The 25,863-nt window shown below is 72.5% G+C and carries 22 protein-coding genes, 1 tRNA gene and 1 pseudogene; 9 read left to right on the plus strand and 15 right to left on the minus strand.

What is annotated here, in order from left to right; all coding sequences use genetic code 11:
* Nucleotides 1–60: 60 nt before the first annotated feature.
* From AC3IYJ_RS31175 to AC3IYJ_RS31195, 5 genes are all read right to left on the minus strand, one after another.
* The gene (locus tag AC3IYJ_RS31175) at nt 61–1,755 is read right to left on the minus strand and encodes an alpha/beta hydrolase (RefSeq protein WP_489402978.1); all 1,695 of its coding nucleotides are present in this window, start codon (nt 1,753–1,755) and stop codon (nt 61–63) included.
* 87 nt (nt 1,756–1,842) lie between these two features.
* Complete coding sequence (locus AC3IYJ_RS31180) at nt 1,843–2,643, minus strand: TIGR04222 domain-containing membrane protein (protein ID WP_489397851.1); 801 nt, start codon at nt 2,641–2,643, stop codon at nt 1,843–1,845.
* Nucleotides 2,644–2,727: 84 nt separating this feature from the next.
* Nucleotides 2,728–3,861 carry a TIGR04222 domain-containing membrane protein gene (locus tag AC3IYJ_RS31185; RefSeq protein WP_489397852.1) on the minus strand — a complete coding sequence of 378 codons (1,134 nt, stop codon included), beginning with the start codon at nt 3,859–3,861 and terminating at the stop codon, nt 2,728–2,730.
* Nucleotides 3,858–5,240 carry an MbnB/TglH/ChrH family RiPP precursor modification enzyme gene (locus AC3IYJ_RS31190; protein WP_489397853.1) on the minus strand — a complete coding sequence of 461 codons (1,383 nt, stop codon included), beginning with the start codon at nt 5,238–5,240 and terminating at the stop codon, nt 3,858–3,860. Before AC3IYJ_RS31190 ends, AC3IYJ_RS31185 begins: the two co-directional genes overlap by 4 nt.
* A gap of 152 nt (nt 5,241–5,392) precedes the next feature.
* On the minus strand, nt 5,393–6,163 hold the full coding sequence (locus AC3IYJ_RS31195; protein ID WP_489397854.1) for a peptidyl-tRNA hydrolase: 771 nt from the start codon (nt 6,161–6,163) through the stop codon (nt 5,393–5,395).
* A 71-nt stretch (nt 6,164–6,234) separates the two neighbouring features.
* On the opposite strand from AC3IYJ_RS31195, the gene AC3IYJ_RS31200 reads away from it, so the two are divergent.
* The gene (locus AC3IYJ_RS31200) at nt 6,235–6,909 is read left to right on the plus strand and encodes an AIM24 family protein (RefSeq protein WP_489397855.1); all 675 of its coding nucleotides are present in this window, start codon (nt 6,235–6,237) and stop codon (nt 6,907–6,909) included.
* A 69-nt stretch (nt 6,910–6,978) separates the two neighbouring features.
* Nucleotides 6,979–7,194: a hypothetical protein gene (locus AC3IYJ_RS31205; RefSeq protein ID WP_489397856.1), complete on the plus strand. Its 216-nt coding sequence runs from the start codon at nt 6,979–6,981 to the stop codon at nt 7,192–7,194.
* Between the two features lie 9 nt (nt 7,195–7,203).
* Here the strand turns inward: AC3IYJ_RS31205 and AC3IYJ_RS31210 are convergent, their stop codons facing one another.
* The 5 genes from AC3IYJ_RS31210 to zapE all read right to left on the minus strand — a co-directional run bounded on the left by AC3IYJ_RS31210 (nt 7,204) and on the right by zapE (nt 12,532).
* Nucleotides 7,204–8,121 (minus strand): polysaccharide deacetylase family protein, encoded by a 918-nt coding sequence (locus AC3IYJ_RS31210; protein WP_489397857.1) that lies wholly within the window; start codon nt 8,119–8,121, stop codon nt 7,204–7,206.
* Between the two features lie 17 nt (nt 8,122–8,138).
* Nucleotides 8,139–8,960: a polyphosphate kinase 2 family protein gene (locus AC3IYJ_RS31215; protein ID WP_489402979.1), complete on the minus strand. Its 822-nt coding sequence runs from the start codon at nt 8,958–8,960 to the stop codon at nt 8,139–8,141.
* 488 nt (nt 8,961–9,448) lie between these two features.
* Nucleotides 9,449–10,816 (minus strand): alkaline phosphatase PhoX, encoded by a 1,368-nt coding sequence (locus tag AC3IYJ_RS31220; protein WP_489397858.1) that lies wholly within the window; start codon nt 10,814–10,816, stop codon nt 9,449–9,451.
* Nucleotides 10,817–10,988: 172 nt separating this feature from the next.
* Nucleotides 10,989–11,414, minus strand: a complete 426-nt coding sequence (locus AC3IYJ_RS31225) for an OsmC family protein (RefSeq protein ID WP_489397859.1) — start codon at nt 11,412–11,414, stop codon at nt 10,989–10,991.
* 62 nt (nt 11,415–11,476) lie between these two features.
* Entirely contained in the window at nt 11,477–12,532 is a 1,056-nt protein-coding gene (zapE, locus tag AC3IYJ_RS31230) for a cell division protein ZapE (RefSeq protein ID WP_489402980.1), read from the minus strand.
* An 84-nt stretch (nt 12,533–12,616) separates the two neighbouring features.
* On the opposite strand from zapE, the gene AC3IYJ_RS31235 reads away from it, so the two are divergent.
* The 4 genes from AC3IYJ_RS31235 to msrB all read left to right on the plus strand — a co-directional run bounded on the left by AC3IYJ_RS31235 (nt 12,617) and on the right by msrB (nt 15,912).
* Complete coding sequence (locus tag AC3IYJ_RS31235; RefSeq protein WP_489397860.1) at nt 12,617–13,390, plus strand: pyrimidine reductase family protein; 774 nt, start codon at nt 12,617–12,619, stop codon at nt 13,388–13,390.
* 149 nt (nt 13,391–13,539) lie between these two features.
* Nucleotides 13,540–14,007: an indole-3-glycerol phosphate synthase gene (locus AC3IYJ_RS31240; RefSeq protein ID WP_489397861.1), complete on the plus strand. Its 468-nt coding sequence runs from the start codon at nt 13,540–13,542 to the stop codon at nt 14,005–14,007.
* 63 nt (nt 14,008–14,070) lie between these two features.
* The gene (gene murC / locus AC3IYJ_RS31245; RefSeq protein ID WP_489397862.1) at nt 14,071–15,468 is read left to right on the plus strand and encodes a UDP-N-acetylmuramate--L-alanine ligase; all 1,398 of its coding nucleotides are present in this window, start codon (nt 14,071–14,073) and stop codon (nt 15,466–15,468) included.
* Nucleotides 15,469–15,504: 36 nt separating this feature from the next.
* Nucleotides 15,505–15,912, plus strand: a complete 408-nt coding sequence (gene msrB / locus AC3IYJ_RS31250) for a peptide-methionine (R)-S-oxide reductase MsrB (protein WP_371618516.1) — start codon at nt 15,505–15,507, stop codon at nt 15,910–15,912.
* Nucleotides 15,913–16,146: 234 nt separating this feature from the next.
* Here msrB and AC3IYJ_RS31255 read toward each other — a convergent pair.
* A pseudogene (locus tag AC3IYJ_RS31255) lies at nt 16,147–16,542 on the minus strand (hypothetical protein); the annotation flags it as partial.
* Nucleotides 16,543–16,820: 278 nt separating this feature from the next.
* Between AC3IYJ_RS31255 and AC3IYJ_RS31260 the strand changes: the two are divergent.
* Entirely contained in the window at nt 16,821–18,881 is a 2,061-nt protein-coding gene (locus AC3IYJ_RS31260) for a phosphocholine-specific phospholipase C (protein WP_489397863.1), read from the plus strand.
* Nucleotides 18,882–19,044: 163 nt separating this feature from the next.
* Entirely contained in the window at nt 19,045–19,800 is a 756-nt protein-coding gene (locus tag AC3IYJ_RS31265; RefSeq protein ID WP_489397864.1) for an alpha/beta fold hydrolase, read from the plus strand.
* 24 nt (nt 19,801–19,824) lie between these two features.
* Here AC3IYJ_RS31265 and AC3IYJ_RS31270 read toward each other — a convergent pair whose 3' ends face one another.
* From AC3IYJ_RS31270 to AC3IYJ_RS31285, 4 genes are all read right to left on the minus strand, one after another.
* Nucleotides 19,825–20,442, minus strand: a complete 618-nt coding sequence (locus AC3IYJ_RS31270) for a hypothetical protein (RefSeq protein WP_489397865.1) — start codon at nt 20,440–20,442, stop codon at nt 19,825–19,827.
* Nucleotides 20,443–20,556: 114 nt separating this feature from the next.
* Nucleotides 20,557–22,632, minus strand: a complete 2,076-nt coding sequence (locus tag AC3IYJ_RS31275) for an RICIN domain-containing protein (RefSeq protein ID WP_489397866.1) — start codon at nt 22,630–22,632, stop codon at nt 20,557–20,559.
* A 320-nt stretch (nt 22,633–22,952) separates the two neighbouring features.
* Nucleotides 22,953–24,104, minus strand: coding sequence for an alpha/beta hydrolase (locus AC3IYJ_RS31280; RefSeq protein WP_489397867.1), 1,152 nt, complete (start codon nt 24,102–24,104; stop codon nt 22,953–22,955).
* A 276-nt stretch (nt 24,105–24,380) separates the two neighbouring features.
* Nucleotides 24,381–24,453 (minus strand) — tRNA-His (locus AC3IYJ_RS31285).
* A gap of 208 nt (nt 24,454–24,661) precedes the next feature.
* Between AC3IYJ_RS31285 and AC3IYJ_RS31290 the strand changes: the two genes are divergently transcribed.
* Nucleotides 24,662–25,813, plus strand: a complete 1,152-nt coding sequence (locus tag AC3IYJ_RS31290) for a heparan-alpha-glucosaminide N-acetyltransferase domain-containing protein (protein ID WP_489397868.1) — start codon at nt 24,662–24,664, stop codon at nt 25,811–25,813.
* Nucleotides 25,814–25,863: the final 50 nt, after the last annotated feature.

Raw genomic sequence — 25,863 nt, forward strand, 5'->3', positions numbered from 1 at the left:
GCCGGTGGATCGGGAGGCCCTGCCCCCGAATCGACGCAGCCGGAGATCCCGCCCGGAAGTTCAGACGACTGGCGGCAGCAGTGCCCTGGGGTGCCCCTGGGCCGACGCTGCCCGGTCGTCCAGCGACACCGGTGCGGGCTCCGGATGCGGCGCACACGCGACGCGCCACCCCGAGGTGGCCCCCGTCAGCAGATACCGCTCCACGTGACGGTCCACGCAGTCATTGCGTCCACCGACCACTCCGTGGGTGCCGGCCCCTTCTTCCGTCACCAGCGCCGCTTTGGCCCCGAGCCGCCGCTGGAGCTCCAGCGCGCCCGGGTACGGGGTCGCGCCGTCGCGCTCGGCCGCGACGACCAGCGTGCGGGGGAGCGCGGCGGCCGCCGGTCCGCCCACGTCCACCGGCCGCTGCCGTTCGCGCACCGGCCAGGAGGCGCAGGGCAGGTTCAGGAAGGCGTTGCCCCAGCTCTCGAAGGGGGCCGTGCGCGCCAGTTCGGTGTTGTCGCGGTCCCAGGTCTCCCAGTCTGCGGGCCACGGGGCGTCGTTGCACAGGGTCGCCGTGTAGACCGCCGTCGCGTTCTCGCCCTCCGCGGCCGCCGCCGGGTCCGGGGCGGCGAGCGCGATCAGCGGAGCCGGGTCTCCGCGCAGGAACGCGGAGAGCGCGGCCGCCCGGTCCGGCCAGACCTCGTCGTAGTAGGCGGCCCTGAGGTACGCGGAGTGCAGCTGCCCGGTGCCGACGACCCCGCCCGCCGGTTCGCGGGCCAGCGCGGCCCGGACGCGGTCGTAACTCGACTGCACGGCCTCCGGGGTGGCGCCGAGCCCGTACGAGGCGTCGTGGCGGGCCACCCAGGCGCGGAAGTCGCCCCACCGGCGCTCGAACGCGGGCCCCTGCGCCAGGTTGTTCCGGTACCAGATGCCGGCCGGATCGGGGTCGACGGCCGAGTCGAAGACCATCCGGCGGACGTGGGCGGGGTGGAGCGTGGCGTAGACGGCGCCCAGGTAGGTGCCGTACGAGGCCCCCATGAAGTTCAGCTTCGCCTCGCCGAGCGCCGCGCGCAGCACGTGCAGGTCGCGGACGTTGTTCAGGGTCGTGTAGTGCGCGAGCCGGTCGGGGCCGGTGCGCCGCGCGCAGCCCTGCGCGTAGCGGCGGGCGGCGGCGCGGCGTTCGCGCTTCTCCGCGGGGTCCGGCACGGCGGACGGGGCCCGGGTGGGGGTACGGGCGAACTCCGCCGGGTCCTGGCAGGACAGCGGGGGACCGGAGCGGCCGACCCCGCGCGGGGCGTAGCCGACGAGGTCGTAGGCGGCCCCGATCCGCCGCCACTCGGGCAGGCCGGCGACCAGCGGGAAGAACATCCCGTTCCCGCCGGGCCCGCCGGGGTTGTACACGAGCACCCCCTGCCGGGCCGCCGGGCCGGAGGCGCGGACCCGGCTCACGGTGATCCCGATCTGCTCCCCGTCGGGCCGCGCGTAGTCGAGCGGAACCCGCAGCGTGGCACAGCGCACGGCGGAGTCGAGCCCTTCGACGGCGGCGCAGGGCCCGAACTCGAGCCGGTCCCGCGAGGTCCGCGCGGCCGCCGCTGCGGCGGCGCGGTGCGCGACGAGCTCGGCGCCGGCCTCCTCGGCCGCGGTGACCGCCGCGGTCCCCGCCGCGGTCCCGGCGGCGGCGCCGGGCAGTGCGGCGGCTCGGGCGACGGCCGGGTCGGCGCAGACTCCCGGCACGGACACGGCCAGCACGACGGCGGCCAGCGCGACTCGCATCCGCATGGCGGGTTCCTCGTCTCATCGGAAGGTCCGATGAGATCCGGCGACGGGGCCCCTGTACAGGATCGGAGGCCCGTGTCGCGCTCAGTACCTCTTTTGCCGCGGCTGCCGCCCCCGCCTGCCGTACGCCAGCGCCGCCCGCAACTCCGGATCGGTGACCGCGCGCAGCCCCCTTAGGGCCACCGCCGTGAGCGAATCCCGCTCGCAGCGCTCTCGGGCCAGTTCCACGAGCAGCCGCTGACCGGCGGGCGAGGCCCACGGGGAGTGCGCGTGCCCCTCGGCACTGGCGATGGCCAGGCAGCCCACCGCCAGGATCAGCGGCAGCGAGAACCAGCACAGGATCATCTTCGTCGTGGTCCCCGGGGTCGGCACGCACAGGGCGGCCGCCAGCATGCCCAAGACCAGCCAGGTGGCCTGCCGGACCGCCCGGATCCCCTCGCCGACCCCCTGCTTGGTGTCGGCGCGCAGCGCGAGGCCCGCGTCGCCCAGTCGGTCCGCGAGGGCCCGTACGGAGGGATCCCGTTCCGCGGCGGTCCGTACGGACACCACCTGCTCCTGCCCGTCGGGCCCGAAGGCGCCGAGTACGGAGCGCTCGTGCGGATCGCGCCCGACCGGATCGACCACGGTGGCCCAGCCGGTGTGCGCGAGCAGCAGCCGGCGCTGGCGCTGCATGGACAGCAGGGTCAGGTCGGCCACCCGACGCGGGCCGCCGGCGAGGTACGCGGCCTCGTACAGGCTCAGTTCTTCGTGGCGGTAGCGGGCGCGACCGTGCGGGGCGGCGGTCCCGTCGGCGGGCTCCGCGGCTTGATCGGCGGCTCTCAGGAGGCGGGTGCACGCGAGCAGCACCCCTGCCCAGGCCAAGAGGAGGAACAGGACCCAGAACATGCCCGCTTTCTACAAGACGTGGAAGCCCGGGGGATAGGCCCCTGCCGAGGTGTGAGCAGCTCGTGACGGGTCCGTGATGGACGGTCAGGAACTGCTGGAGCAGCTGGAACCGGACGAACTCCCACAACTCGAACCGCTGGAGCAGCTGGAGCTGCTCCCCCCGCAGCTGCTCCCGGAGGACCCGCAGCTCGATCCCGAGGAGCAGCCGCTGCCGCTCGACGACCCGCAGCCGGAACCGCCCGAGCCGCAACTGGAGCCACCGGATCCGCAGCTGGAACCGCCCGGCCCGCTCGATCCGCCGCCGTCCGATCCCGCGCACCAGACCACCGGGACCAGCGCCGCTCCGGACTCCCAAGCGGTGTCCGAGCTGCCGGAATGGTGGGAATGACCGGACCCGCCGGAGCCGCCCGAACGCACCCGGGCCTGGGCCGCCGCCAGCCGGGTGTCCCGGGCGGCGGGCAGGAGCAGCCCGCGCAGATACGGATCGCGCAGTCCGCGCAGCCCGAACAGCGAGGTCTGCACGTACGGGCTCTGGTCGGCCCCGAGGTGGGCGCGCATCTCGCGCAGCGCCGCGGCCCCCGCCCGGGTGATCCGCTGCCGGGAGCGGGAGGCCCCCCTGAGACCCAGCACGATTCCGCCCACCAGAACCGGCAGCACCTCGACGATGAAGGGCAGGTGGAAGGAGCCCGAGTCGGACCCGGGATCGTGCTGGAGCACGAGGGCGACGAAGGTGAGCGGCAGGGACATCATCAGCAGCACCCCGCACACCACCGCCTGGACGACCCCGTGGAGGCCCCGCCCGCGTCGGCCTTCGGGCCGGGCGATCAGCCCGCGGTCGGCCAGTGCGTCGCCCGTCTCCTGGACGGCCGGATCGCGCATGGCGGCGTAGCGGATCTGGTAGAGCCATCCCGACGGCGCGCCCTGGTGGGCCTGGAGGACGGCCCGCTCGGCGGGATCGGCGGCCCGCACCCCGGGGCGCACCTGGACGATGCCCGGCCCGCCGGCCACCATCCGGCCGTCGCAGAGCAGGGAGACGAGCGCGGCGTCGACCACCGCGCCGGGGCCGCCCGCCATGAACGCGGCCTCGGACAGATCGTGCAGCCGGGGAACCGGGCCGAGGACGGGCGGCCGCGAGCGCGGCACGCTCCGCCGCAGGATCACGGTGGAGACGATGACGCCGACCCAGACGGCGACGGCGATCCAGTCGAAGAGGTTCATGCGGCTCTCCCCGTCAGCGAGAGGGCCGTCAGCGAGCGGGCCCAGCGCACGATGCGGCGCGTCGGCCGCGCCCCGGCCCGGTCCTGCCACCAGAGCGTGAGCCGGCGCCGGGCGGCCGGGTCGGCGGGCAGGTCCCGGATCAGCAGGTGTTCGGCGAAGTCCAGGGCGTCGCGCCGGTATCCGGCGGTCATGGGGCGGTGCCGTGCATAGCCGAGGAAGGCCTCCCGGTACGCGTCCTCGCCGCCCAGGATCCCGGGCAGCTCGGGAGCCAGCCGGGCCACGACCCCGGCCCGCTTGGCCGCGAGCGCCCGCGCCTGCACCCTTACCCGCTGCCGGTCGAACCCCTCGGGCACGGGAGTCCCGGCGACCAGCGCCGACAACAGAGAGGCCTGCCCGATCCCGACCCGAGTCCGCGCCTTGTCCAGCGCGTCGGCTGCGCCAAATCCAGCCCCTCCGGCGTTTGAGGAGCGGGGTCCGGGGCGGAGCCCCGGGGAAGGGCGGAACCGGGGGTCCCCCCGGACGAAGTCTGGGGGAGGGTCGGGGACGGCTCCCGCAGGGCCCATCACCCCCCGGATCGCGTCCAGCTCACCGGCCAACTCCACCCCGGAGGGAAAGTCGTCGTCCCGCTCCAGCAGCACCCCCGCCGGCTCCACCCTGGAGCGAAGCTCCGCGAGAACGTCCAGCACCACCGCCGGCACGGCATGCGCATGCGTGTCGTGCCACACCCCGTCCCGCTCCACACCCCCGGCGACGTGCACGTACGCCAGCGCCTCCAGCGGGATCCCGTCCAGCACGGCGGCCGGGTTCTCGCCCCGGTTCACCCGGTTCGTGTGCAGGTTGGCCACGTCGATCAGCAGCCGCACGCCCGTCCGTTCCACCAGCTCCGTCAGGAACTGGCCCTCCGTGAGCTCCTCCCCGGGCCAGGACACCAGCGCGGCGATGTTCTCCAGCGCGAGCGGCACCGGCAGACAGTCCTGGGCGATCCGCACGTTCTCGCACAGCACGCGCAGCGAGTCCCAGGTCCGGGCCACGGGCAGCAGGTGTCCGGCTTCGAGCGTCCGGCCGGGCGTCGACGAGGAGGTCCGCACGAAGGCGATGTGCTCGGTGACGAGCGGGGCCCCCAGGGCGACCGCCCGCTCCGCGAGCGCGGCCAGCTTCGCCGGGTCCGGGCGGTCGGCGCCACCGATTCCGAGCGAGACCCCGTGCGGCACCACACGGACCCCGCGGTCGAGCAGCCTCTGCAGCGGTTCCGGAAGGTGGCCCGGACAGATGTTCTCGGCCACCACCTCGACCCAGTCCAGGCCCCCCAGCCCGTCCACGGCGTCCGCGATCTCCGGCCGCCAGCCGATGCCCACTCCCAGGTGTGCCATGGGCTTCATGTCCACTCGCCCCCCTCATCGGTCTCTCTGCCGATGTCATGGCCCCGACGGAGTCGAGCCAACCGCACAGGGGGACGTTCAGAGCAACATTTGAGGTTCCCGGCCGGGCCGAGCGGACCGGCCGGGTCCACCGGGCTGCGGGCCCGCGCTCCTCAGAGCCGCGCGCGCAGCGCCGGATGGTCCGCGACCACCGTGCACGAACCAGGCGCGATCTCCGTGAATCCGGCGTCCCGGACCACCGGCAGCCCGCTCCCGGACAGCTCCGCCCACCGCTCGCGCGGAGCCGTCCGTACGGCCAGCCGGAAGCCGGCCTCGCGCCAGGTGGTCCGCTCCGCCCCCGTCAGCTCCCACCAGGCCAGCTGCGCCGCGTGTCCGGCCTGGGCCATCGCCTTGCCGGCGGACATGTCCAGATCCGGGTTGAGCCACAGCACCGGCAGTCCGGACTCCGCCGGACCGGCCGGTTCCGGGTCGTCCAGGTCGGTGCCCGACACCTGGAGCTTGGCCAGTTCCTTGGGCCAGCCGTCGAGCGGGACCGGCGGGAAGACCCGTACCTCCGACATGTCACCGTGCACGGTGACACCCGGCAGCGTCCCGGCCTTGCGCCATTCCGCCCCGCGCGCCCGGCGGACCACCTTGCGGATCCGAGCGTCCTGCCAGTCGCGGACCGCCTCGGCCCACTCGCCCTCGCCCGCCGACCGTTCGTCCGTCAGCAGCACCAGCACCGCGCGGGCCGCCGTCTCCAGGGCGTCCGTGCGGGCCGGCGGCTCGGCCTTCTCGATCCGCACCACCAGCGGCAGCACGAACTGCGGGGCCTCGTCGCGGGCGATCCGCTCCTGCCGGAACGGGCTGTCCGACCCGACGGCGGGTACGGGTGCGGGGGTTGCGGCGTGGCCGTCGTCGTGGGGCGTGTGCTCGGTGCTCATCCGGTCAAGGATGCCAGCATCCGTCTTCAGGATGATGTCCGAGGGGTCCCGGCCGGGTGAGGATCACGGGCATGAAGAGTGATCTGTTCGCGTCCGAGAACCTGGTCCAGACGTCTGCCGCGCCCGGCATGACCCTGCAGAACGCCAAGTCCGTGAAGTACACCGTCAACGGTGAAATGCTCGCCCGTCAGGGCTCGATGGTCGCCTTCCGCGGCAACCTCCAGTTCGAGCGCAAGGGACAGGGCATAGGCGGCATGCTCAAGCGCGCCGTCACCGGCGAGGGCCTGCCGCTGATGTCCGTGCGCGGACAGGGCGAGGCCTGGTTCGCGCACCAGGCCGGCAACTGCTTCGTCGTCGAGTTCGAACCCGGGGACGCGCTCACCATCAACGGCCGCAACGTCCTGTGCTTCGACCCCACGCTGTCCTACGAGATCAAGATGGTGAAGGGCGCCGGCATGGCGGGCGGAGGCCTCTTCAACAGTCTCTTCACCGGCACCGGAAAGCTCGCCGTCGTCTGCGACGGAAACCCGATCATCATCCCGGTCACCCCGCAGGCCCCGGTCTACGTGGACACGGACGCGGTGGTCGGCTGGAGCGCCCGGCTGGAGACGAACCTGCACCGGTCCCAGTCGGTCGGCTCGATGATCCGAGGCGGCTCAGGCGAGGCCGTGCAGCTGAAGCTCAGCGGCGACGGCTTCGTCATCGTCCGCCCGAGCGAGGTCACCGAGACCGCAGCGGCCCACTGAGCCCGCCACCCCGCCCGCTCCACACCCGCCCCGCTCCACCCCGCGGCCGGGCCGATTAGGCTCGTACCCATGGACCAGACGGAGCAGAGCCGGCCCGAGCAGGGCGAGTCGTACGCGTCGTACTGCCCCGCCCCGGCGGCCCCGGCCGGACGGGTGGCGGGGCCGCCGTACGCGGACTGCCTGGAGTGCGGCAAGCCCACCGAGTACGGGGTCGCGACACCGGGCGTGGTGCTGTGCCCGGTGTGCGAATGGCAGGAAGCGCAGCGCACCGCCTGCTCGGGCTGAGCGCGCGCGTCACTTCCCGATGAGCTCGGACACCTTCACGAAGCGGTAGCCGCGCTTGCGCAGCTCCGGGACGATCTTCCGGATGGCCTCCTCGGTGACCGGGGCCGCGCTGCGCGTGCAGTGCATGACCACGACCGAGCCGGGCTTCACCCCGGACAGGACCTGCTCGGCCACCGCGTCCGGATCCTTGGCGAAGGCGTCCCCGCTGACGACGTCCCACTGGACGGCCGTCACCTTGGCAGTGGAGATGGCGCGCAGCGCCTGGTCGTCGTAGCAGCCGCCGGGAAAGCGGAAGTACGGGACGGTGTTGACCGCCCCCGCCTTGCGGAACGCCTCGAAGGCCCGGTCCACGTCGGCCCGCGCCCCGGCCTCGTCGAGGGTGGGAAGTCCGTAGCAGGGGGACTTGAATGCGTGGTGGCTGTAGGAGTGGTTCGCGATCTCGAAGTTCGGATCGGTGCCGATGGACTTCGCCTGGTCCGGGTACTCCTCGGCCCAGCGGCCCGTCATGAAGATGGTCGAGGGCACCTTGAGCGTGCGCAGCGTGGAGATCAGCTGCGGGTTGTCGAAGTGCTCGCCCTTCGCCGCGCGCGGCCCCTGGTCGGAGGTCATGTCGGCGTCGAAGGTCAGGGCCACCGTCTTGTCGGTCCGCTGCTTCGTGCGCTCGAAGACGGGGGTCAGGCCGTTCGGGCCGGGCGCCATCGTGGGGGCCTTGCCCGGAGCGCCGGTCTGCGGGGTGCCCGGCTGGCCGCTCTGGGGACTCGGGGAGCCCGGCTGCGGGGAAGCGGACCCGGAGGGGGGCGCGGAGGTGCCCATACGGGCCTGGCTGCCGGTGTTCGACGCGCCGGTGCCGCCCCCGCAAGCGGCGAGGGCGGCACTGAGGGCTGCGACGGCCGCGACGGCGGCCGCCTTACGCACTGAGATGGTCACATGTGCAAAATATCTGACTAAGTGGCAAGCAGACGCGCACGGCACTCCTCGACGTCGAAGTCACCCTTCGGGAACTGCGGCGCGAGGCCTTCCAGGTGCTCCAGGAGCAGCTTGCTGATCGCCCAGTTCCGGTACCACTTGCGGTCCGAGGGGACGACGTACCAGGGCGCGGCGTCCGTGGAGCAGCGCTCCAGGGCCAGCTCGTAGGCCTGCTGGTAAGCGGGCCACACGGCGCGCTCCTCGATGTCGCCCACGTTGAACTTCCAGTGCTTCTCCGGGTTGTCGAGCCGCTCCAGGAGCCGCTCGCGCTGCTCCTCGTAGCTGATGTGGAGGAAGACCTTGACGACGGTCACGCCGTCGTCGGCGAGGGACTTCTCGAACCGGTTGATCTGCGCGTAGCGGCGGCCCAGCTGACTGCGCGGCACCAGGTCGCGGACGCGGGCGATGAGGACGTCCTCGTAGTGCGAACGGTCGAAGATGCCGATCTCGCCGGGCTGGGGGAGCGCCTTCATGATGCGCCAGAGGAAGGGGTGGTTCTGCTCCTCGGGAGTGGGCGCCTTGAAGGCCTTGATCCGGCAGCCGGAGGGGTTGAACAGGCCGATCACGTGCTTGACCGTGCCGCCCTTGCCGCTGGTGTCCATGCCCTGGAGGACGAGGAGGACGCGGCGGCGGTCTCCTGCGGTGCTGGCGGCGTAGAGCCGCTCCTGGAGGTCGGCGAGGCGTTCGGCCATGTGGCCGGTGGCCGCCACGCCGGCCGCCTTGTCGGTGGGGCCTCCCGGGGTCGCGCCCGGGTGGAACGCGCCGAGGTCCACGCGCTCGCCGGAGGGGACGCGGAGCAGGGGGGCGAGCGGGGCGTCGAAGCCCGCGCCGTGTCCGCCGGCCTTGCGGGCACCCTTGGGGGCCTTGGAGCTCTCTGCGGAGATGCGGAGCAGCTCGCGGAGGGACACCGGCTTGGGCTTGGCCCTCGGCTTGGAGTCGGGCCTGGGATCGGGGCCCTTCTCGGTCTGGGGCGCGGGCTTCGCCGCCTTCTCGGCCTTGGCGGGCTTCTCGGCCTTGACGGGGCTGGTGTCCTTGGCCGCCTTCTCCCGCTTGGCGGCCTTCTCCGACTTCTGTGCCTTCTCAGGCTTCTCGGCCTTGGCCGCTTTCCCGGCCTTCCCGGCCTTCCCGGGCTTCTCGGCCTTCGTCGCCTTGTCCGGCTTCCCGCTGTCCTTCTTGGCCACCGCTGGCTACCTCGATCCCGTCGACTCCATACGATCTTCCAACAGATCGGATGACGACGCGACGTGGCGAAAGGCCGGGCCGGGCGGTCCGGAAGACCTTATTTCGGTCAGTGCCAGGGGCCCGTCACCGCGAAGGTTGTCCCGGGCGCGTACGCGTTGACGTACATGGTCCGGGCGTCCGGGGAGAAGGTGACGCCCGCGAACTCCCCCCACTCCGGCGCCCCCGGCCTGCCGATGTCCTGGGCGTTGCGGGCCAGCGGGTAGACCTCGCCGCCCGGGGTCACGCCGAAGACGTACTGCGCGCCGCCGCCGTCCTCGCACACCATCAGCCCGCCGTCCGGGGCCAGGCAGATGTTGTCGGGGGAGTCGCCCGGCAGCTGGATGTCGGTGGCCGGGCCGAAGAGCACGTCCAGGCGGAGCCGGGCGCGCAGCGGATCGTAGAACCAGACCTGCCCGTGGTGCTCGGCGGGGGAGCCCTCGCGGGTGCGGGAGTAGCTGGAGACGAAGTGCACCCCGGTGCCGCCCCAGTAGCAGCCCTCCAGCTTCTGCGCGTGGGTGATCCCCGCGGGGCCGAAGTCCTGGAGCCGGATCGGGGTCCCGGAAGCGGACGGATCCGGTACGGGGACCCACTCCACCGGGAACTCGGCCCCAGGCCGGTCCACCACCGCCAGGTTCGTCAGCCCGGGCACGCGCATGGCCTCCAGCGCACCGCCCGCGCGCAGCGAGCCGGGGCCGCCGAGGGGGCGGGCGGGCAGGAAGCGGTAGAAGAGCCCGAAGGGCTCGACGAAGGCGTCCTCGGTCTCGTAGACCACCCCCAGGTACGGGTCCACGGCGACGGCCTCGTGCGCGAAGCGGCCCATCGCGGTGAGCGGGACCGCGCCGGAGCGGCGGGGGTCGGCGGGGTCGACCTCGAAGACGTAGCCGTGGTCGCGGCCGTAGCCGGAGGTGCCCGCCCGGTCCTCGGTCTCCTCGCAGGACAGCCAGGTGTTCCAGGGGGTACGGCCGCCCGCGCAGTTGACGGCCGTACCGGCCAGCGCGACGCGCTCCGAGAGGACCTGGTTGTCCGGGCCGAGTTCGAGGAGGGTGCAGCCGCCGAGGGCGTACGGGTCGTACGTGAGCCCGTCGACGAGCGGGACCCGCAGGGCCGCGGTGGTCCGGTTCTCGTGGTTGCGCACGAGGCGGACGCGGCCGTCCCCGGCGGCGAAGGCGGCCATGCCGTCGCAGTTGGCGGGGACGGTGCCCTCGCCGGAGCGCAGCGGATCCCCGGCCCGGGAGAGCACCCGGTAGCCGAATCCGGTGGGCAGGTCGAGCAGCCCGGCGGGGTCGGCCACGAGTGGGCCGTAGCCCTGCGCGGCGGGGGCGGGGGCAGCGGCGGCTGTGCACGAGGCGAAGAGAGAGCCGAGCGCTCCGCTGAAGGCGATGGAGCCGGCGGCGAGCAGGCTGCGCCGGCTGAGGGGCGTGGGCGGCACGGGCAACTCCCGGGGGTGGGGCGGACCTTCGACGGCCCGTGTTACCACGCCGGCCCGGCACGCCCCGTCCGGCGCGCGCGACGGTCCCCTCGCCCGGGGGTACGGGGCACAGGGGGTACGGCGGCGCGGCGGACGCCGGGCGGGCTGGATCCGGAGTGCCCGCCCGGCGGTCCGGGGATCAGACCAGCTCTGCGCTGAGGGTGATCGTCGTGCCCGTCAGGGCCTGGCTGACCGGGCAGTTCTTCTTGGCGTCCTCGGCGGCGGCGGCGAAGCCCTCCGCGTCCAGGCCCGGGACCTCGGCGCGCACGGTCAGGTGGATTCCGGTGATGCCCTCGCCCGGCTGGAACGTCACATCGGCCTTGGTCTCCACGCGGGTGGGAGGCGTACCGGCGCCGTCCAGACCGTGCGAGAGGGCCATCGAGTAGCAGCTGGAGTGCGCGGCGGCGATCAGCTCTTCGGGGCTGGTCTTGCCGTTCGCGGCCTCGGCGCGCGAGGGCCAGGAGACGTCGAACGAGCCCTGGCCGGAGGAGTCGAGGGAGACGACGCCGGAACCCTTGAGCAGGTTGCCTTCCCAGACGGTGTGGGAAGAACGCGTGGTGGCCATGGTGGTTCCCTTCACGAAGGTGGGTACGGCCGGACCGTAGGGACGGTCCGGCGTTCCCAAACCTACTGGGACACCAGGGGTTTGGCGTCGCGCGCCAGTGCGGTGAGCCGTGAGATGGCCCGGAAGTACTTCTTGCGGTAGCCGCCGTTCAGCATTTCTTCACTGAAGAGCTTGTCGAAGGGGGAGCCGGACGCCAGGACCGGTATCTCCCGGTCGTACAGGCGGTCGGCGAGGACCACGAGGCGCAGCGCCGTCGACTGGTCGGGCACCGGGCCGACGTCGGTGAGGCAGACGGCCGTGATGCCGTCGGTCAGGGCCCCGTAGCGGCTGGGATGCACCCGCGCGAGGTGGTCGAGGAGCCCGGGGAAATCGTCGAGGCTGGCGCCCTCGGTGGCGTACGCGGCCTTGGCCACCTGCTCGTCGGAGAACGGGGACGGGGCTTCGGGCAGGCCCCGGTGGCGGTAGTCCTGGCCGTCGATGCGCAGCGGCCGGAAGTGCGCGGACAGGCCCTGGATCTCCCGGAGGAAATCGGCGGCGGCGAAGCGGCCCTCGCCGAGCTTGCCGGGCAGGGTGTTGGAGGTGGCGGCCAGCGCCACGCCCTGCTCGACCAGGCGGCTGAGCAGGGAGGACACCAGGACGGTGTCGCCCGGGTCGTCGAGCTCGAATTCGTCGATGCACAGGAGGCGGTGTCCGCCGAGGGTCTGCACGGTCTGCTGGAAGCCGAGCGCGCCGACGAGGTTGGTCAGCTCCACGAAGGTGCCGAAGGCCTTGAGCGCGGGCTCGGCCGGGGTGGCGTGCCAGAGGGAGGCGAGCAGGTGGGTCTTGCCGACGCCGTAGCCGCCGTCGAGGTAGACCCCGCGCGGGGCGACGGCGGCGGCGGGCTTCTTCGAGAACCAGCGGCGCTTGCCCGACCCGGTGGCGTGGGCTCCGCCGAGCCCCGCGGCGAAGCCGGCGAGGACCGTGACGGCCTCGGACTGGCTCGGCTGGGCCGGATCCGGGTTGTAGGTGTCGAAGCGCACCGAGTCGAAACGCGGGGGCGGCACCATCTCGGCCACCAGCCGTTCGGCGGGCACCCGGGGCTCGCGGGCGCACAGGGCCTGCGGGCCGGCGTCGGCTATCGGAGGCCGCCCGGAGGCCGGTGCTGAGTGCGAGAGTGATGTTGACACAGCTCTTAACTCTACGGGGCGTGGCACACTGCACCGATGCGACGCCTGTTCCCTGTGACCGATCAGACATCAGCAGACCAGACCGACCGGGAGTGGTCGCTGGACGAGCTCGCCGAGGCCTACGCGTACCCCGAGACGGGCCCGGACGGCCACTGGCTGCGGGCCAACATGGTCTCCAGCCTGGACGGCGCGGCCCAGCACGAGGGGCGCTCGCAGCCGATCTCCGGTGAGACCGACATGCGGATCTTCGGCACCCTGCGGGCGCTGGCGGATGTGGTGGTCGTCGGCGCGGAAACGGTTCGCCAGGAGGGCTACCGTCCCGCACGGGCCCGGGAGGCCTTCGCCGCCCGCCGCACCGCCGCCGGCCAGGGCCCCGCCGCCGTCATCGCCGTGGTCAGCGCCGGCCTGGACCTGGACTTCTCGCTGCCCCTGTTCACCTCCCCGCTCCTGCCCACCCTGGTGGTCACCGGGGCCGCCGCGCCCGCCGACCGGGTGGCCGAGGCCGCCGGGGCCGGGGCCGTGGTGGTGGTGGCCGGGGACGGCACCGGGGTGGACCCGGGCCGGGCGGTACGGGAGCTCGCGGCCCGCGGGCTGCGCCGCCAGCTCACCGAGGGCGGTCCCCGGCTGCTGGGCCAGTTCGTGGCCGCCGACGTGCTGGACGAGCTGTGCCTGACGATCGCGCCGGTGCTCACGGCGGGTGACGCCCAGCGGATCTCCGGGGGGCCTTCCGTCACGGTTCCGCACCGGCTCGCGCCGGCCTGTCTACTGGAAGAGGCCGGGTTTCTCTTCACGCGTTACCGTCGGATCTGACCGGGTAGCGGAATTTGTCGTTCCGCTTAGCTTCCGCTGGGCACATAAGTGGGCAGGTATACCCGCGCAGGGCCCCGTGCGACAGCGGGGCAGGATGGTTTCCGCAGGGGCCGGCCGACCGGCCTCGGCACACGAAGGAGAGGGCGTCCGTGTTCACGAGCGTATTGATGATCGAGCAGCCGCTGACCCCGGTCGACGTGGACTTCGTCACCACCCTCCACGGAGACGAAGCAGTCTCCTTTGTCGTCCTCATGCAGCCCCGCGGCGACCGGGACCGACTGCTGCGCGCCATCGACGACGTAGCGCTCGGTGAGCTCACCGAGGCCATCCACGAAGGCGAGGAACCGGAGGGCGACGCCGCCCGCGGACCGGCGGAGCAGGCACTGGAGATCTCCTTGGCCTCCCTGCGCAAGAAGGGCGCCAAGGCCGTCGGACAGATCGTCGAGGACCACCCGCTCGACAAGCTCCAGGCCGTCGTGGACGAGACCGGCGCCGACGAGGTGATCGTCCTGACCGCCCCGCACTACGTGGAGGAGTTCTTCCACCGGGACTGGGCCTCACGGGCCCGCCACAAGGTCGGCGTTCCGGTGCTCAAGCTCTTCGCCCACAGCGAATAGGGTGGAGGTGGCCGGATCCTCGCGTCCGGCTGTCCGCACGCACTCGATTCTGGAGCTACCTGAATGAAGCCCGGCCTGCCGACCGCCATGGAACGGCCCCACTTCATCGGCATCGGCGGGGCCGGCATGTCCGGCATCGCGAAGATCCTCGCGCAGCGCGGCGCGAAGGTGGCCGGCAGCGACTCCCGTGACTCCGAGACCGCCCGGGCGCTGCGCGCCCACGGCGTCACGGTCCACATCGGGCACGCCGCCGGCCACCTCGCCGACGACGCCAGCTGCGTGGTCGTCTCCAGCGCCATCCGCGCCGACAACCCGGAACTGGCCCGCGCCGCCGAACTCGGCATCCCGGTCGTGCACCGCTCCGACGCCCTGGCCGGCCTCATGGACGGCCTGCGCTCGATCGCCGTCGCCGGTACCCACGGCAAGACCACCACCACCTCGATGCTGGCGGTGTCCCTGTCGGCGCTGGGCCTGGACCCCTCGTACGCCATCGGCGGCGACCTGGACGCCCCGGGCTCCAACGCCCACCACGGCGAGGGCGACATCTTCGTGGCCGAGGCGGACGAGAGCGACCGCAGCTTCCACAAGTACTCCCCGCAGGTCGCGATCATCCTCAACGCGGAGCTCGACCACCACGCGAACTACGCGTCGATGGAGGAGATCTACGAGTCCTTCGAGACCTTCGTCGGCCGGATCGCCCCCGGAGGCACCCTGGTCATTGCCGAGGGCCAGGCCGGCGCTGCCGAGATCACCGAGCGGGTCAGCGGCAGGTACGACATCGAGGTCGTCACCTACGGCGAGGGGGAGGGCGCCGACGTCCGGATCCTCAAGGTCACCCCGCGCGGCCTGACCAGCGACGTCACCGTGGCCCTGCCCAGCGGCAAGATGCTGACCTTCACCGTCTCCGTGCCCGGCCGCCACTACGCGCACAACGCCGTCGCGGCCCTCGCCGCCGGTGTCGCGCTCGGCCTCGCACCGCACAACCTCGCCTCCGCCCTCGGCAAGTACACCGGGGTCAAGCGCCGCCTCCAGCTCAAGGGCGAGGCGGCCGGCGTGCAGGTCATCGACTCCTACGCGCACCACCCCACGGAGATGACCGCCGACCTCGAGGCCATCCGCGGCGCCGCCGGGGACTCCCGCATCCTGGTCGTCTTCCAGCCCCACCTCTTCTCGCGCACCCAGGAGCTCGGCAAGGAGATGGGCCAGGCCCTGGCCCTCGCGGACGCCTCCGTGGTCCTCGACATCTACCCCGCCCGCGAGGACCCGGTCCCCGGGGTCACGAGCGAGATCATCATCGATGCCGCCCGGTCGGCCGGCGCCGACGTCACCCCCGAGCACGACAAGGACGCCGTGGCCGAGGTCGTCGCGGGAATGGCCAAGCCCGGCGATCTCGTTCTCACCATGGGTGCGGGCGACGTCACGGACCTGGGGCCGGCCATTCTGGCCCGTCTGTCGAACTGACGGCTCTGGGAAGAGCGGGAAAGCGGGAGATCAGTCATGTCGTACGAGGTAGAGAAGACGGACGAGCAGTGGCAGGCGGAGCTGACCCCGTCCGAGTACCAGGTGCTGCGCCTCGCCGGCACCGAGCCCGCCTTCCGCGGTGAGTACACGGACACCAAGACCGAGGGCGTGTACTCCTGCCGCGGCTGCGGCTCCGAGCTGTTCCGTTCCACGGAGAAGTTCGAGTCGCACTGCGGCTGGCCGTCCTTCTTCGACCCCAAGGACTCCGAGGCGGTCGAACTGAAGGCGGACACCGCGCACGGCATGATCCGCACCGAGGTGCTCTGCGCGAAGTGCGGCTCCCACCTCGGCCACGTCTTCGAGGGCGAGGGCTACCCCACCCCCACGGACCAGCGCTACTGCATCAACAGCATCTCCCTGCGCCTGACCCCCACCGAGGGCTGACGGGCCGGCCACCGAGGCCGACCGCGCCCCCGAGACGCCTTGAGCCCCGGACACCGACGGTTTCCGGGGCTCTCGCGTCGCCGAGCGACTTGTGATCCCGGGCCGTGGGCACCCTGGCGCGCCTATGCCTATGCCTACGCCCGTGCCTACGCGGGCAGCGCGGGGAACACGACCAGTGAGCCGTCCTTGTCGCGGGCGATCTCAATCGCCACGTCGGTCGTGGGGCTGTTGACCATCGCGGCAGCCGTCGAGTTCGTTGCGCTCGTCAGAGAGCTTCTCCGAGTGCAGTTGCTCCAGCAGTTCCGTGATGTGTTCGACAGCCTGCTGACGCTTGTGGTCGGCATGCGCCTCACGAGTGCTCCGCGGATGCCGCCGGACACCGCCGTCGACGCCATCGGGCGGACGATGCCCCTGACCGAGCTGGGCGACGACCTTCGCCGGAACCACCATGCGGTACAGGCCTTCGCCGGCACTCGCCGTGGCCGCCGCGGAGGAACCTCTCGCCGATTGCGCGATGAGCTTCGACAGGTGCTCCGCCAGGGGACTCGCGGCATCGAGGGGGATGCCCCGGCTGCGGTCGAGCACGCGGGGCAGCGGATGCTCCTCAAGCGTGGCGATCGGGGTGTCCAGAGCGTGAAGGCCGCTACTGCGGTGGTCACTGGACTCTCCGAAGTGGGAGAGGGTGCCGCCGGGGCTGTGGAACGGGCCGTGAGCAGGGCGTTGTGACGGGAGTTGCGCGCCGTGGCGGGAATCGGCCAGTGGGGGATGAACCGTGCGACGAGGCCTTCCGTTCTCCAGGTGTACGGCCCACTGTCACGAAAGCAATGCCGACCGGTACCCCGGGGCCGCTGTTCTTGGGGCGCCGCCAGGCACATCCTCACTGTCTCCCCCCAGAGGTCGTCGACACCATGGCAGAACTGAACCGCCGCAGGTTCCTGCAGATCGCGGGCGGCACGGCCGCCGCCGCCATGCTCAACGAGAGCATCGCGCGCGCCGCCGCCATTCCGGCGCAGGGCAGCACCGGGACCATCCAGGACATCGAGCACATCGTCGTCCTGATGCAGGAGAACCGGTCCTTCGACCAGTACTTCGGCACGATGAAGGGCGTACGGGGCTTCGGCGACCCGCGTCCCGTCCTGCAGGACAGCGGCAAGTCCGTCTTCTACCAGTCCAACGGGACGAAGGACATCCTCCCCTTCAACCCGCAGGTCAACGACCTGGGCATGCAGTTCGTCGAGGGCCTCAACCACGACTGGGCCGGCGGCCACCAGGCGTACAACAACGGCAAGTACGACAAGTGGGTTCCGGCCAAGACCGCCACGACCATGTCTTACATGACGCGGAACGACATACCGTTCCACTACGCGCTGGCCGACGCCTTCACCGTCTGCGACTCCTACCACTGCTCCTTCATCGGTGCCACCGACCCCAACCGCTACTACATGTGGTCGGGTTACACGGGCAACGACGGCGTGGGCGGCGGCCCGGTCCTCGGCAACCAGGAAGCCGGCTACGGCTGGAAGACCTACCCCGAGCGCCTGGAGTCGGCCGGGGTGTCCTGGAAGATCTACCAGGACGTCGGCGACGGTCTGAACGCGGCCGGAGGCTGGGGCTGGATCAGCGACGCCTTCCGCGGCAACTACGGCGACAACTCGCTGCTGTACTTCAACAACTACCGCAACGCCCAGCCGGGCAGCGCCCTCTACGAGAAGGCCCGTACGGGCACCAACGCCAAGGCGGGCGAGGGCTACTTCGACAAGCTGCGCGCGGACGTCGTGGGCGGCACGCTGCCCCAGGTCTCGTGGATCGCGGCGCCCGAGGCGTTCAGCGAGCACCCGAACTGGCCCACGAACTTCGGCGCCTGGTACATCTCGCAGGTGCTCGACGCGCTGACCGCCAACCCGGACGTGTGGGCGAAGACGGCCTTCTTCATCACCTACGACGAGAACGACGGCTTCTTCGACCACGTCGTGCCGCCGTACCCGCCGACCTCCTCGGCGTGGGGCCTGTCGACCGCAGACGTCTCCAAGGACCTCTTCGCGGGCAACGCGAGCTACACGGCGGGTCCGTACGGGCTCGGCCCGCGCGTCCCGATGATCGTGGTCTCCCCGTGGAGCAAGGGCGGCTACGTCTGCTCCGAGACCTTCGACCACACCTCGGTGATCCGCTTCATGGAGAAGCGGTTCGGCGTGCAGGAGCCCAACATCTCCCCGTGGCGCCGCGCGGTGTGCGGTGACCTGACCTCGGCCTTCGACTTCTCGAAGGCCGACGCGACGCCCGCCGCCCTGCCCTCCACGGCGGCGTACGTCCCGGCGGACCACAACACCCACGCCTCCTACCACCCGGTCCCGCCGGCGACGGGTACGCTGCCCAAGCAGGAGGCCGGCGGCAAGCCGACGCGCGCACTGGGCTACGTCCCCTACGTGGACGGCAAGGCCACGGTCTCCACGGGCAAGTTCACCCTGACCTTCTCCTCGGGTCCCTCCCTCGGCGCCCACTTCCACAGCACCTCGGGCAACCGTACGGACGGCCCGTGGCCCTACACGGTCGAGGCGGGCAAGACCCTCGCGGACACCTGGAGCACGAGCAGCTCCACCGGCAACCAGATCAACCTCACGGTCTGGGGCCCGAACGGGTTCCTGCGCACCTGGAAGGGCCCGGCGAAGAAGGCCGGCCCCGAGGTCACGGCCCGCCACGACGGAGCCACCGGCAACCTGGTCCTGTCCCTGACCAACGGAGGCACCGCCGCGGTCAACCTCACGGTGACCAACGCCTACGGCGGCTCGCCCCAGATCCTGCGGGTCGCGGCGGGTGCGACGGTGCCCTGCACGGTCTCCCTGACGGCCACGTCCCGCTGGTACGACGTCAGCGTGGTCTCCGACGCGGACACCACCTTCCTGCGCCGCTTCGCGGGTCACGTCGAAACGGGCGCCGTCGGCGTTTCGGACCCGGCGATCAAGACCGTCTGACGCGGTCGCCCGGTGCGCGCGGCAGCCACCGTCCCGGGACCGGGAGGTCCTGCGGGCGGTGGCTGCGGCCGTATCGGTGCGGGGGCCGTTCGGGTGTGATCCCGGACCCGGTGGGCAGACGTACGGCGTTGGTTTTCCGTGCCCCGTCACCGAGGGAGAACGCATGGCCATCGCCCACCGCAGGATCGGCACAGGTCCCGTCCGGGTCATCGTGCTGCACGACTGGTTCGGCACTTCCGCCAACTGGGGATCCGTACTGGAGTACCTGGACCCGCGCGAGTTCTCGTACGCCTTCCTCGACTACCGGGGCTACGGCGACCGCCGGGACGTTTCCGGCCGGTACACCCTCGGCGAGATCGCCGACGACGTCCTCGCGCTCGCCGACGAGCTCGGCTGGGACACCTTCTCCCTCCTCGGCCACTCCATGGGCGGCAAGGCCGCCCAGCAGGTCCTGGTCCGCGCGCCCGAACGCATCGAGAAGCTCGCCGGGATCAACCCGGTCCCCGCGGGCCCGTACGAGATGGACGACGCGACCCACGCGCTGTTCTACGGAGCCGCCGAGCATCCGGAGAACCGCCGCGCCATCCTCGACCTCGTCACCGGCCAGCGCGCGAGCCCGTACTGGCTGGAGCGGATGGTCGAGCACTCCCTCACCGTCTCCCGGCCGGACGCCTTCGCCGGGTACCTCGCGAGCTGGCAGCCGCTCGACCTGTCGGCGGCCGTGAAGGGCAACACCGTCCCGGTGCTGGTCTTCGTCGGCGAGTACGACCTCGCGCTCACCGCCGACGTCATGCGGGCCACCTGGCAGGTCTGGTACCCGAACTGCCGGATCCACCCGCTCCCCGGCGCGGGCCACTACCCGCCGCACGAGAGCCCGGTGGCCCTCGCCACAGCGCTGGAGGCGTTCCTGCGGTCCTAGAGGTCCTACGGGTACCGGGTTGCCCTACGGGCGCCGACGGGCCCTGCGGCGGCGCAGCAGCACGCCGACCGCCGCGCCGGCCAAGGCGGTCACGGCCACGCCGGCCACCGTCCACCAGGCGGCGCCGCCCCGCGCGGCGCCGGCCTCGGGCTCGGGAGTGGGTTTGGTGGCCGCCGTGCGGGGCGCCGTCTGGGGCGTCGGCGATGTGTCGGCGGCGGAGGCGGCGGCTGTGGGGGAGGCGGTGGACGGCGCGGGATCCACCACGGGTACGGCCACTTCGCGTTCGCCGTGGCCCAGAGCCGGGAACCCGACGTCCACGCTCACCTTCCAGGACCCGGGCGGCAGGGTCTCTGCGGTGCTCCACCCGGCGGGCGGCGCGGCCGGATCGCGGACCAGGCGCCAGGGCCCGAGGGTGCGGGTGCCGTCGCCGCTGACCGCGTTCACGGTGGCGGCGACCGCGGATTCGACGGCATCCCCGTCGTTCTCCCAGGTGACGTCGGCGGTGACGTGGCCGGCGCGCTCGCCGGTGACCACCACCTTCACGGTGTCGCCGTGGGCACGGGCCGCGGCGGGGGACAGCAGGACCAGACCGAGCGCGCCCAGCGGGGCCAGGGCGGCCGTGAAAGCGGTTCGTGTGGGCATCGTCGCAGTGCTCCGGGTGGGGTGAGGGGCCGGTGGACGGCCGCGGGCCGCGGCCGTCCACCGGGTCGGGATGGGTCTCCTCCGGGCGGTCGGCCCGGAGCTCGCTCAAGCCGGTCAGCCGGCCTTCTGCACGGTCCACAGCTGGCCCGCGCCGCCGTCGGTGCGCCGCAGCTCCAGCAGCCAGGTCCCGTAGTACGGGCGGTTGCCCACGGTCAGGGCGAAGCCGCCTTCCGGGTCCGTGACGGTCACCGCGCCGTCGTGCGAGGTCAGCCGCCAGGACTGCGCGGCGTCCGAGCCGCAGGGCCGCTGCGCGACCCACATGCCGGCGGCGGGGGCGCCGCCCGGCTGCAGGCACTTGCCGGAGGCCGCGGAGCGGATGCGGACCAGCCCGCCGCCCGCGTCGTCGAAGTACCACTGCTGCTGTGCGTAGCCGTTGGCACGGGACCCGACGAGCACGGTCCCGTCGGCGTCGCGGCCGCCCCACAGCTCCGCGGCCATGCCGGTGCTGCCGTTGCCGAGCAGGTAGCGGATGTTGGGGGTGGTCGCGCCGCCGTCCGTGCGCAGGGTGCGGAAGGCCGTGGCCCGGCCGGCGCCGCTGTCCCGGCCGGCGGTGTCGCGGACGGAGACGGAGACGGAGTACGAGGTGCCCGCCTGGAGGTTGTAGATGCGCAGCACCGGGGACTGGACCCAGGTCAGGTGCTTGCCGTTCAGCAGGACCTGGTACCAGGCGGCGCCCTCGACCTTGGGCCAGCTCACCACGGCGGAGTCGGATTTGATCTGACCCGCCGTCACGGCCGGTCCGCCCGTGGGCTTCTTGGTCGGAGTGGGAGTGGGGGTGGGCTTCTTGGTCGGCGTCGGGGTGGGTGTCGGCTTCGGGTCGGGGCCGGTGCCGCCTCCGCCGTTCTCACGCATCAGGAACTGGTTGTCGGCGATGTTCCAGTGCGTGGCCAGGTAGCTGCCGGGCTTCGGGCTGGTGTGGAAGTAGTCGTCGTGGTTGCAGTCCAGGATGTTCTCGGCCGCCTGGTTGGTGCACACGTTGCGCATCTGCGGGTAGTACGGGGTGTCCGAGTAGCACATGACGTCGAACTCGTCGGTGCAGTGGGCGCCGTGGCTGGTGTTGGGGGCGCTGTTGTTGACCGCGCCGAGGTTGTGGCCGAGTTCGTGCGCGGCGGTGTGGCCGCCCCAGCAGCCGGAGTCGGTACGGCCGTAGGAGGGGCCGAAGTTGCTCTGGTTGTTCTGGCCGGGCCGTTCGTCGCCGTTGAAGGTGCCGATGCCGCAGTAGACCTGGGTGTCGGCGAAGAGCATGTACTTGCGGTCGCGGCGGTCCAGGCCCTTGCCGGCGAGGGCTGCGTTGGTGGCGCTGAACTCGGACAGCGCGGAGTCCGGGAGCTCGATGTCGAGCACGGTCGGCGTGCAGTCGGCGGCCGTCACGTAGCGGATGTGGCGGATGCCGCCGGTCTCCTGGGCGCTCGTCGAGTAGATGAGGTCGGCGTCGGCCGCCCATTTGCGGAACGAGGCCACGTACTCGGAGTAGCGGTCCCGGCCGGGGCCGTGGATGTATGCGACCTGGACGCGGTTTCCGGTGCTGCCGTCGCCGTCGCACTGGACGGTCTGGCCCGCGGGTCCCGCGGCGACGGCCTGGCCGGCGGCCGAGGCGGACGGTGCGGGCGCGGCGGACTCGTCGGCGGTGCGGTCGGCGTCGGCGGCGGGCGCGTCCTGAGGACGCCCGCTGCCTTCGCCGGTCACCGGGTCATCGGCGGCGGGGCGGGCCGGATCGGCCGCCGCAGCCGTTGTCTTGACGGCGGGAGCGACGTCCTTCGCAATGTCGACGCCCGTGGGCGGTGCGTCGGGACCGTGGGTGCACTGGCCACCACTGGTGCGATAGACCCCGACACAGCGGTCGCCCTTGGGTGCGGGCTCGAGGCCGTCGTAGACCATGCCGCGCGCGCTCTCGTTGGCGGGCGCGCTCGCGAGGGGGGCCGGCTCCTGGTCCCGGGCGGGAGCGGCGGCCGGTGCGGCGTCCGCGGCGGCCCCCGAGGCCTGGGCGGGTGCCGCGGCCTGGGCGCCGTCGCCCATTCCGGAGTAGGCGATGCCGGCGGCGATCACCGCCGCCGTGGCGGTGGCGGCGGTGAGAAGTATGAACCGGCGTGGTTTGCGCCGGTGTTCCCGCCGTCTGCGTCGTCCTGTCATGCGCACCTCAACTCGTGATCGGAGTGACTGGGTGCGCGGAAGCCTGCCAGACGGATGCGACGGAGAATTCGGACAAACGGGAGTGCGCGTCAAGAAATCATTCCGTTACCTGTCCGTCTGATTTGACGAACACTCAATTCCCCGTCAAATCAAGGCAATTGAGCTTCTCTTGAGGTGAAGGTCCAGGCCTTTGATGTGGCGTAGTTATCAAATCGAGATAATGATGAAGGGTTTATTGACGTGAATTTAGTCGGGGATTCATCTAATTACTACCTGTCGAATTGAGTCCGTCACGACCCGTCACGACCGGTGGTGGATCCTCATGACCCGCCGTCACCCGGAGCCAGCCGGCCCACCAGCCACACGAGCGCGGGCGGCACTTCGCGCCCCCACGTCTCGTAGTTGTGCCCGCCGCTCGGCAGGATGATCGACGAAATCCGGGCGGGCGGACGCACCGCCTCGATGAACTCAAGCGTCTGTGGATACTGGTGCTCCCCCTTGCGGCTGCTCGCCACCAGCAGGGACACCGCGGGCTGCGGCCGGTTCCGCAGCCGCCACAACAGGTCGTTCTCCTGCCGGTAGCGCGCGTCGCCGCCGAACAGGTCACCGGTGTCGGCGTCCCGCGCCGCCTCGTACGGGGCCGAGAGCCCGGCCGCCGCCCGGTACGCCTCCGGTTTGCGCAGGGTCAGCTTCAGCGCGCAGTACCCGCCCACCGAGTTGCCCATCACGCCCCAGGCCCGGGGGTCGCGCGTGAGGCCGTAGTGCGCGGCCGTCGCCGCCCGCAGGTCCTCCGCGAAGAAGGTCTCCACCCGGGGACCGCCCGGCACGTCCACGCACTCGGTGTCCCGGGGCGGCGCCACCGTCGGAGTGGTCAGCACCAGCACCGCCGGCCGCATCTTCCCCGCCCGTACCGCGTCCAGCGCCACCTGCGGATACCGGAACAGGTCGATCAGCACCCGCGTCGTGCTCGGGAACCCGCTCAGCGCCAGCACCACGGGGAACTCCGCCCGCCGCTGGGCCGTCGCGTTCAGGTACTGCGGCGGCAGGTACACGTACGCCTGCGCCGACAGCCCGCTGCGCGGCCCGCGCACCGTGACCGCCTCGATCCGGCCGATCACCGACGGGTCGTCCGAGCCTCCGTGGCGCCACGAGTGCGTACTGCGCACCAGCAGGCCGTCCCGCCCCGAAGGGTCCGTGCCCGCGGGCGCCGGCTCCTCGCGCTGGAGGGACAACAGGTCGCGCCAGGAGTTGTAGAAGCCGTACGAGGAGTTCACCGTGAGCAGCAGCGGCACCGCCATAGTCAGCGTGACCGCCAGCTGGAGCCCGGCCCGGCCCAGCACCGGCCGCACCCCGCGCCCCGAGAGCCGGGGCCACAGCCACACCGTGCCCGCGAACACCGCGGCCGTCAGCAGGACGGTGATCAGCAGCACCGCGAGACCATTGATGGGCAGCAACGTGGTGTCGCTCTTCATGCCGTCGATCCTGCCAGGCCGCCCGGCGGCGGGAGGGGGTCGCGAAACCGGCCGCGGCCGTCCGCCGGCGGGCGCGCGTCGCGCCTGCCGGGCAGGGTGTGGCCGGCGCCGGGCCCCGGAGCCGCTGGAGAGCTCCACCGCCGGGTGTACTCCGTCGGTGGCCGGCATCACCCGAGTGGCCCGGTGCGCCCGGAGCGCTCCGCGTCACACGGGACGGGGACGCGAAAAACCCGTGGGGGGTACGAGGAAACCTCGTACCCCCCACGGGATCAACAGGGTGAGTGACGGGACTTGAACCCGCGGCCACCTGGACCACAACCAGGTGCTCTACCAACTGAGCTACACCCACCACGACGGGCGGCGGACCACCCGTTCGATGTGCATGCACAGCATAGCCGATCTGCGGGGTGCTCCCGCGACGTCTTATCGGGCGACGGCGCGTGACCTCGTACGACACGACTGCTTCTACAGCCCGCCTCAAGTGCCGCAGGTCCAAGGACCCGGGCCGGACGGCTCCGGCAGGCAACCCGGCCGCCCCGATATCCCTCCATACCCATATGGGATCAAACCGACTGACCGGCCTGGACGCGGCCCGCGGCGCCGCCGTCCTCGGCATGTTCGCCGTCCACGTCGGCCCGCCACCCGTCCCCGACGGCGCCGGCTGGCTGCTCGTCGCCGCCGACGGCCGCGCCCCCGCCGTTTTCACGCTCATAGCGGGCTTCTCCCTCGCGCTGGCCCGTTCCCGCGCCGCCGAACCGCCGTCGCCGCGGGCCACCTTGACCCGCTGCGCGATCCTCGCCGCGCTGGGCCTGCTCCTCGCCGCGCTCTCGCCCGGCATCCTCGTGATCCTGACCTTCTACGCCGTCTACTTCCTGGCCGCCGAGCCCTTCACCCGGCTGCGCACCCGCACCCTGGCCGCCACCGCCGGCGCCGCGGTGGTCCTGGGCCCGGTCCTCTCCTACACCCTGGGCCCGGCCCTCGGGCTGCGCACCGGCGGGCGCGGCGCCACCCCGCTCCCGGCCTCCCTGACGAGCTGGGCCGGAGCCGGGGAGGCCGCGCGCGACCTGCTGCTCTCGGGCGCGTACCCGCTGCTCACCTACTTCCCGTACATCCTGGTCGGCATGGCCCTCGGCCGCCTCGCCGACCTGCGCAGCGGGCGGTCGCTCCGGCTGCTCACCGGTGCCGGGGCGGCGGCCGCCGCCATCGGGTACGGCGCCTCCTGGCTCGCCCTGGGCCCCGGGGGCCGCCGCGAAGCACTGCTGCGGGCCGTGGCCCGCGAGCACCCCTGGGCCTTGGCGGAGCCCGATCCGGTGTCCGCGGTGCTGAGCGAGCAGTTCGGCGCCGTCCCCAGCACCTCCTGGGACTGGCTGCTGCTGGCCAGCCCCTACAGCCAGACCCCGCTGGAGACCCTCGGCAACGCCGGGGTCGGCGCCGCTCTCGTGGGCTCGCTGGCCCTTGCGGCGCGGGCCGCCCGGGTGGCGAGGGTACTGAGGCCGCTCGCGGCCGTCGGGGCGATGGCGCTGTCGGTGTACGTGGTGCACGCGGTTGCGCTGGCGGTGTTCCTGCGGGGTGTGAGCGGGTGGGAGGCGCTGGCCGCCTTTTCGGCCGTCGCCCTGGCCGGGTGCCTGGCCTGGAGCCGGCTCCTGCGCGGTACGGAGCTGCGGCGCGGGCCGCTGGAATGGGCGCTGCGGGTGGCGACCCCGGCGTGACGCGAAGCCCTGCGGGGCCGAGGTGATCGGCGCGGCCCACTGCCCGGAGG

It is taken from the genome of Streptomyces sp. GL_140 (genome assembly GCF_057834465.1).

Bases quoted from the DNA above. Each gene is read 5' to 3' on its own strand.
- AC3IYJ_RS31270 (WP_489397865.1), bottom strand. From the start codon at position 20,442: ATGCCCACACGAACCGCTTTCACGGCCGCCCTGGCCCCGCTGGGCGCG.
- AC3IYJ_RS31290 (WP_489397868.1), top strand. From the start codon at position 24,662: ATGGGATCAAACCGACTGACCGGCCTGGACGCGGCCCGCGGCGCCGCC.
- AC3IYJ_RS31200 (WP_489397855.1), top strand. From the start codon at position 6,235: ATGAAGAGTGATCTGTTCGCGTCCGAGAACCTGGTCCAGACGTCTGCC.
- AC3IYJ_RS31260 (WP_489397863.1), top strand. From the start codon at position 16,821: ATGGCAGAACTGAACCGCCGCAGGTTCCTGCAGATCGCGGGCGGCACG.
- AC3IYJ_RS31265 (WP_489397864.1), top strand. From the start codon at position 19,045: ATGGCCATCGCCCACCGCAGGATCGGCACAGGTCCCGTCCGGGTCATC.
- AC3IYJ_RS31225 (WP_489397859.1), bottom strand. From the start codon at position 11,414: ATGGCCACCACGCGTTCTTCCCACACCGTCTGGGAAGGCAACCTGCTC.
- AC3IYJ_RS31175 (WP_489402978.1), bottom strand. From the start codon at position 1,755: ATGCGAGTCGCGCTGGCCGCCGTCGTGCTGGCCGTGTCCGTGCCGGGA.
- msrB (WP_371618516.1), top strand. From the start codon at position 15,505: ATGTCGTACGAGGTAGAGAAGACGGACGAGCAGTGGCAGGCGGAGCTG.
- AC3IYJ_RS31275 (WP_489397866.1), bottom strand. From the start codon at position 22,632: ATGACAGGACGACGCAGACGGCGGGAACACCGGCGCAAACCACGCCGG.
- AC3IYJ_RS31185 (WP_489397852.1), bottom strand. From the start codon at position 3,861: ATGAACCTCTTCGACTGGATCGCCGTCGCCGTCTGGGTCGGCGTCATC.
- AC3IYJ_RS31280 (WP_489397867.1), bottom strand. From the start codon at position 24,104: ATGAAGAGCGACACCACGTTGCTGCCCATCAATGGTCTCGCGGTGCTG.
- murC (WP_489397862.1), top strand. From the start codon at position 14,071: ATGAAGCCCGGCCTGCCGACCGCCATGGAACGGCCCCACTTCATCGGC.
- AC3IYJ_RS31180 (WP_489397851.1), bottom strand. From the start codon at position 2,643: ATGTTCTGGGTCCTGTTCCTCCTCTTGGCCTGGGCAGGGGTGCTGCTC.
- AC3IYJ_RS31235 (WP_489397860.1), top strand. From the start codon at position 12,617: ATGCGACGCCTGTTCCCTGTGACCGATCAGACATCAGCAGACCAGACC.
- AC3IYJ_RS31205 (WP_489397856.1), top strand. From the start codon at position 6,979: ATGGACCAGACGGAGCAGAGCCGGCCCGAGCAGGGCGAGTCGTACGCG.
- AC3IYJ_RS31190 (WP_489397853.1), bottom strand. From the start codon at position 5,240: ATGAAGCCCATGGCACACCTGGGAGTGGGCATCGGCTGGCGGCCGGAG.
- AC3IYJ_RS31195 (WP_489397854.1), bottom strand. From the start codon at position 6,163: ATGAGCACCGAGCACACGCCCCACGACGACGGCCACGCCGCAACCCCC.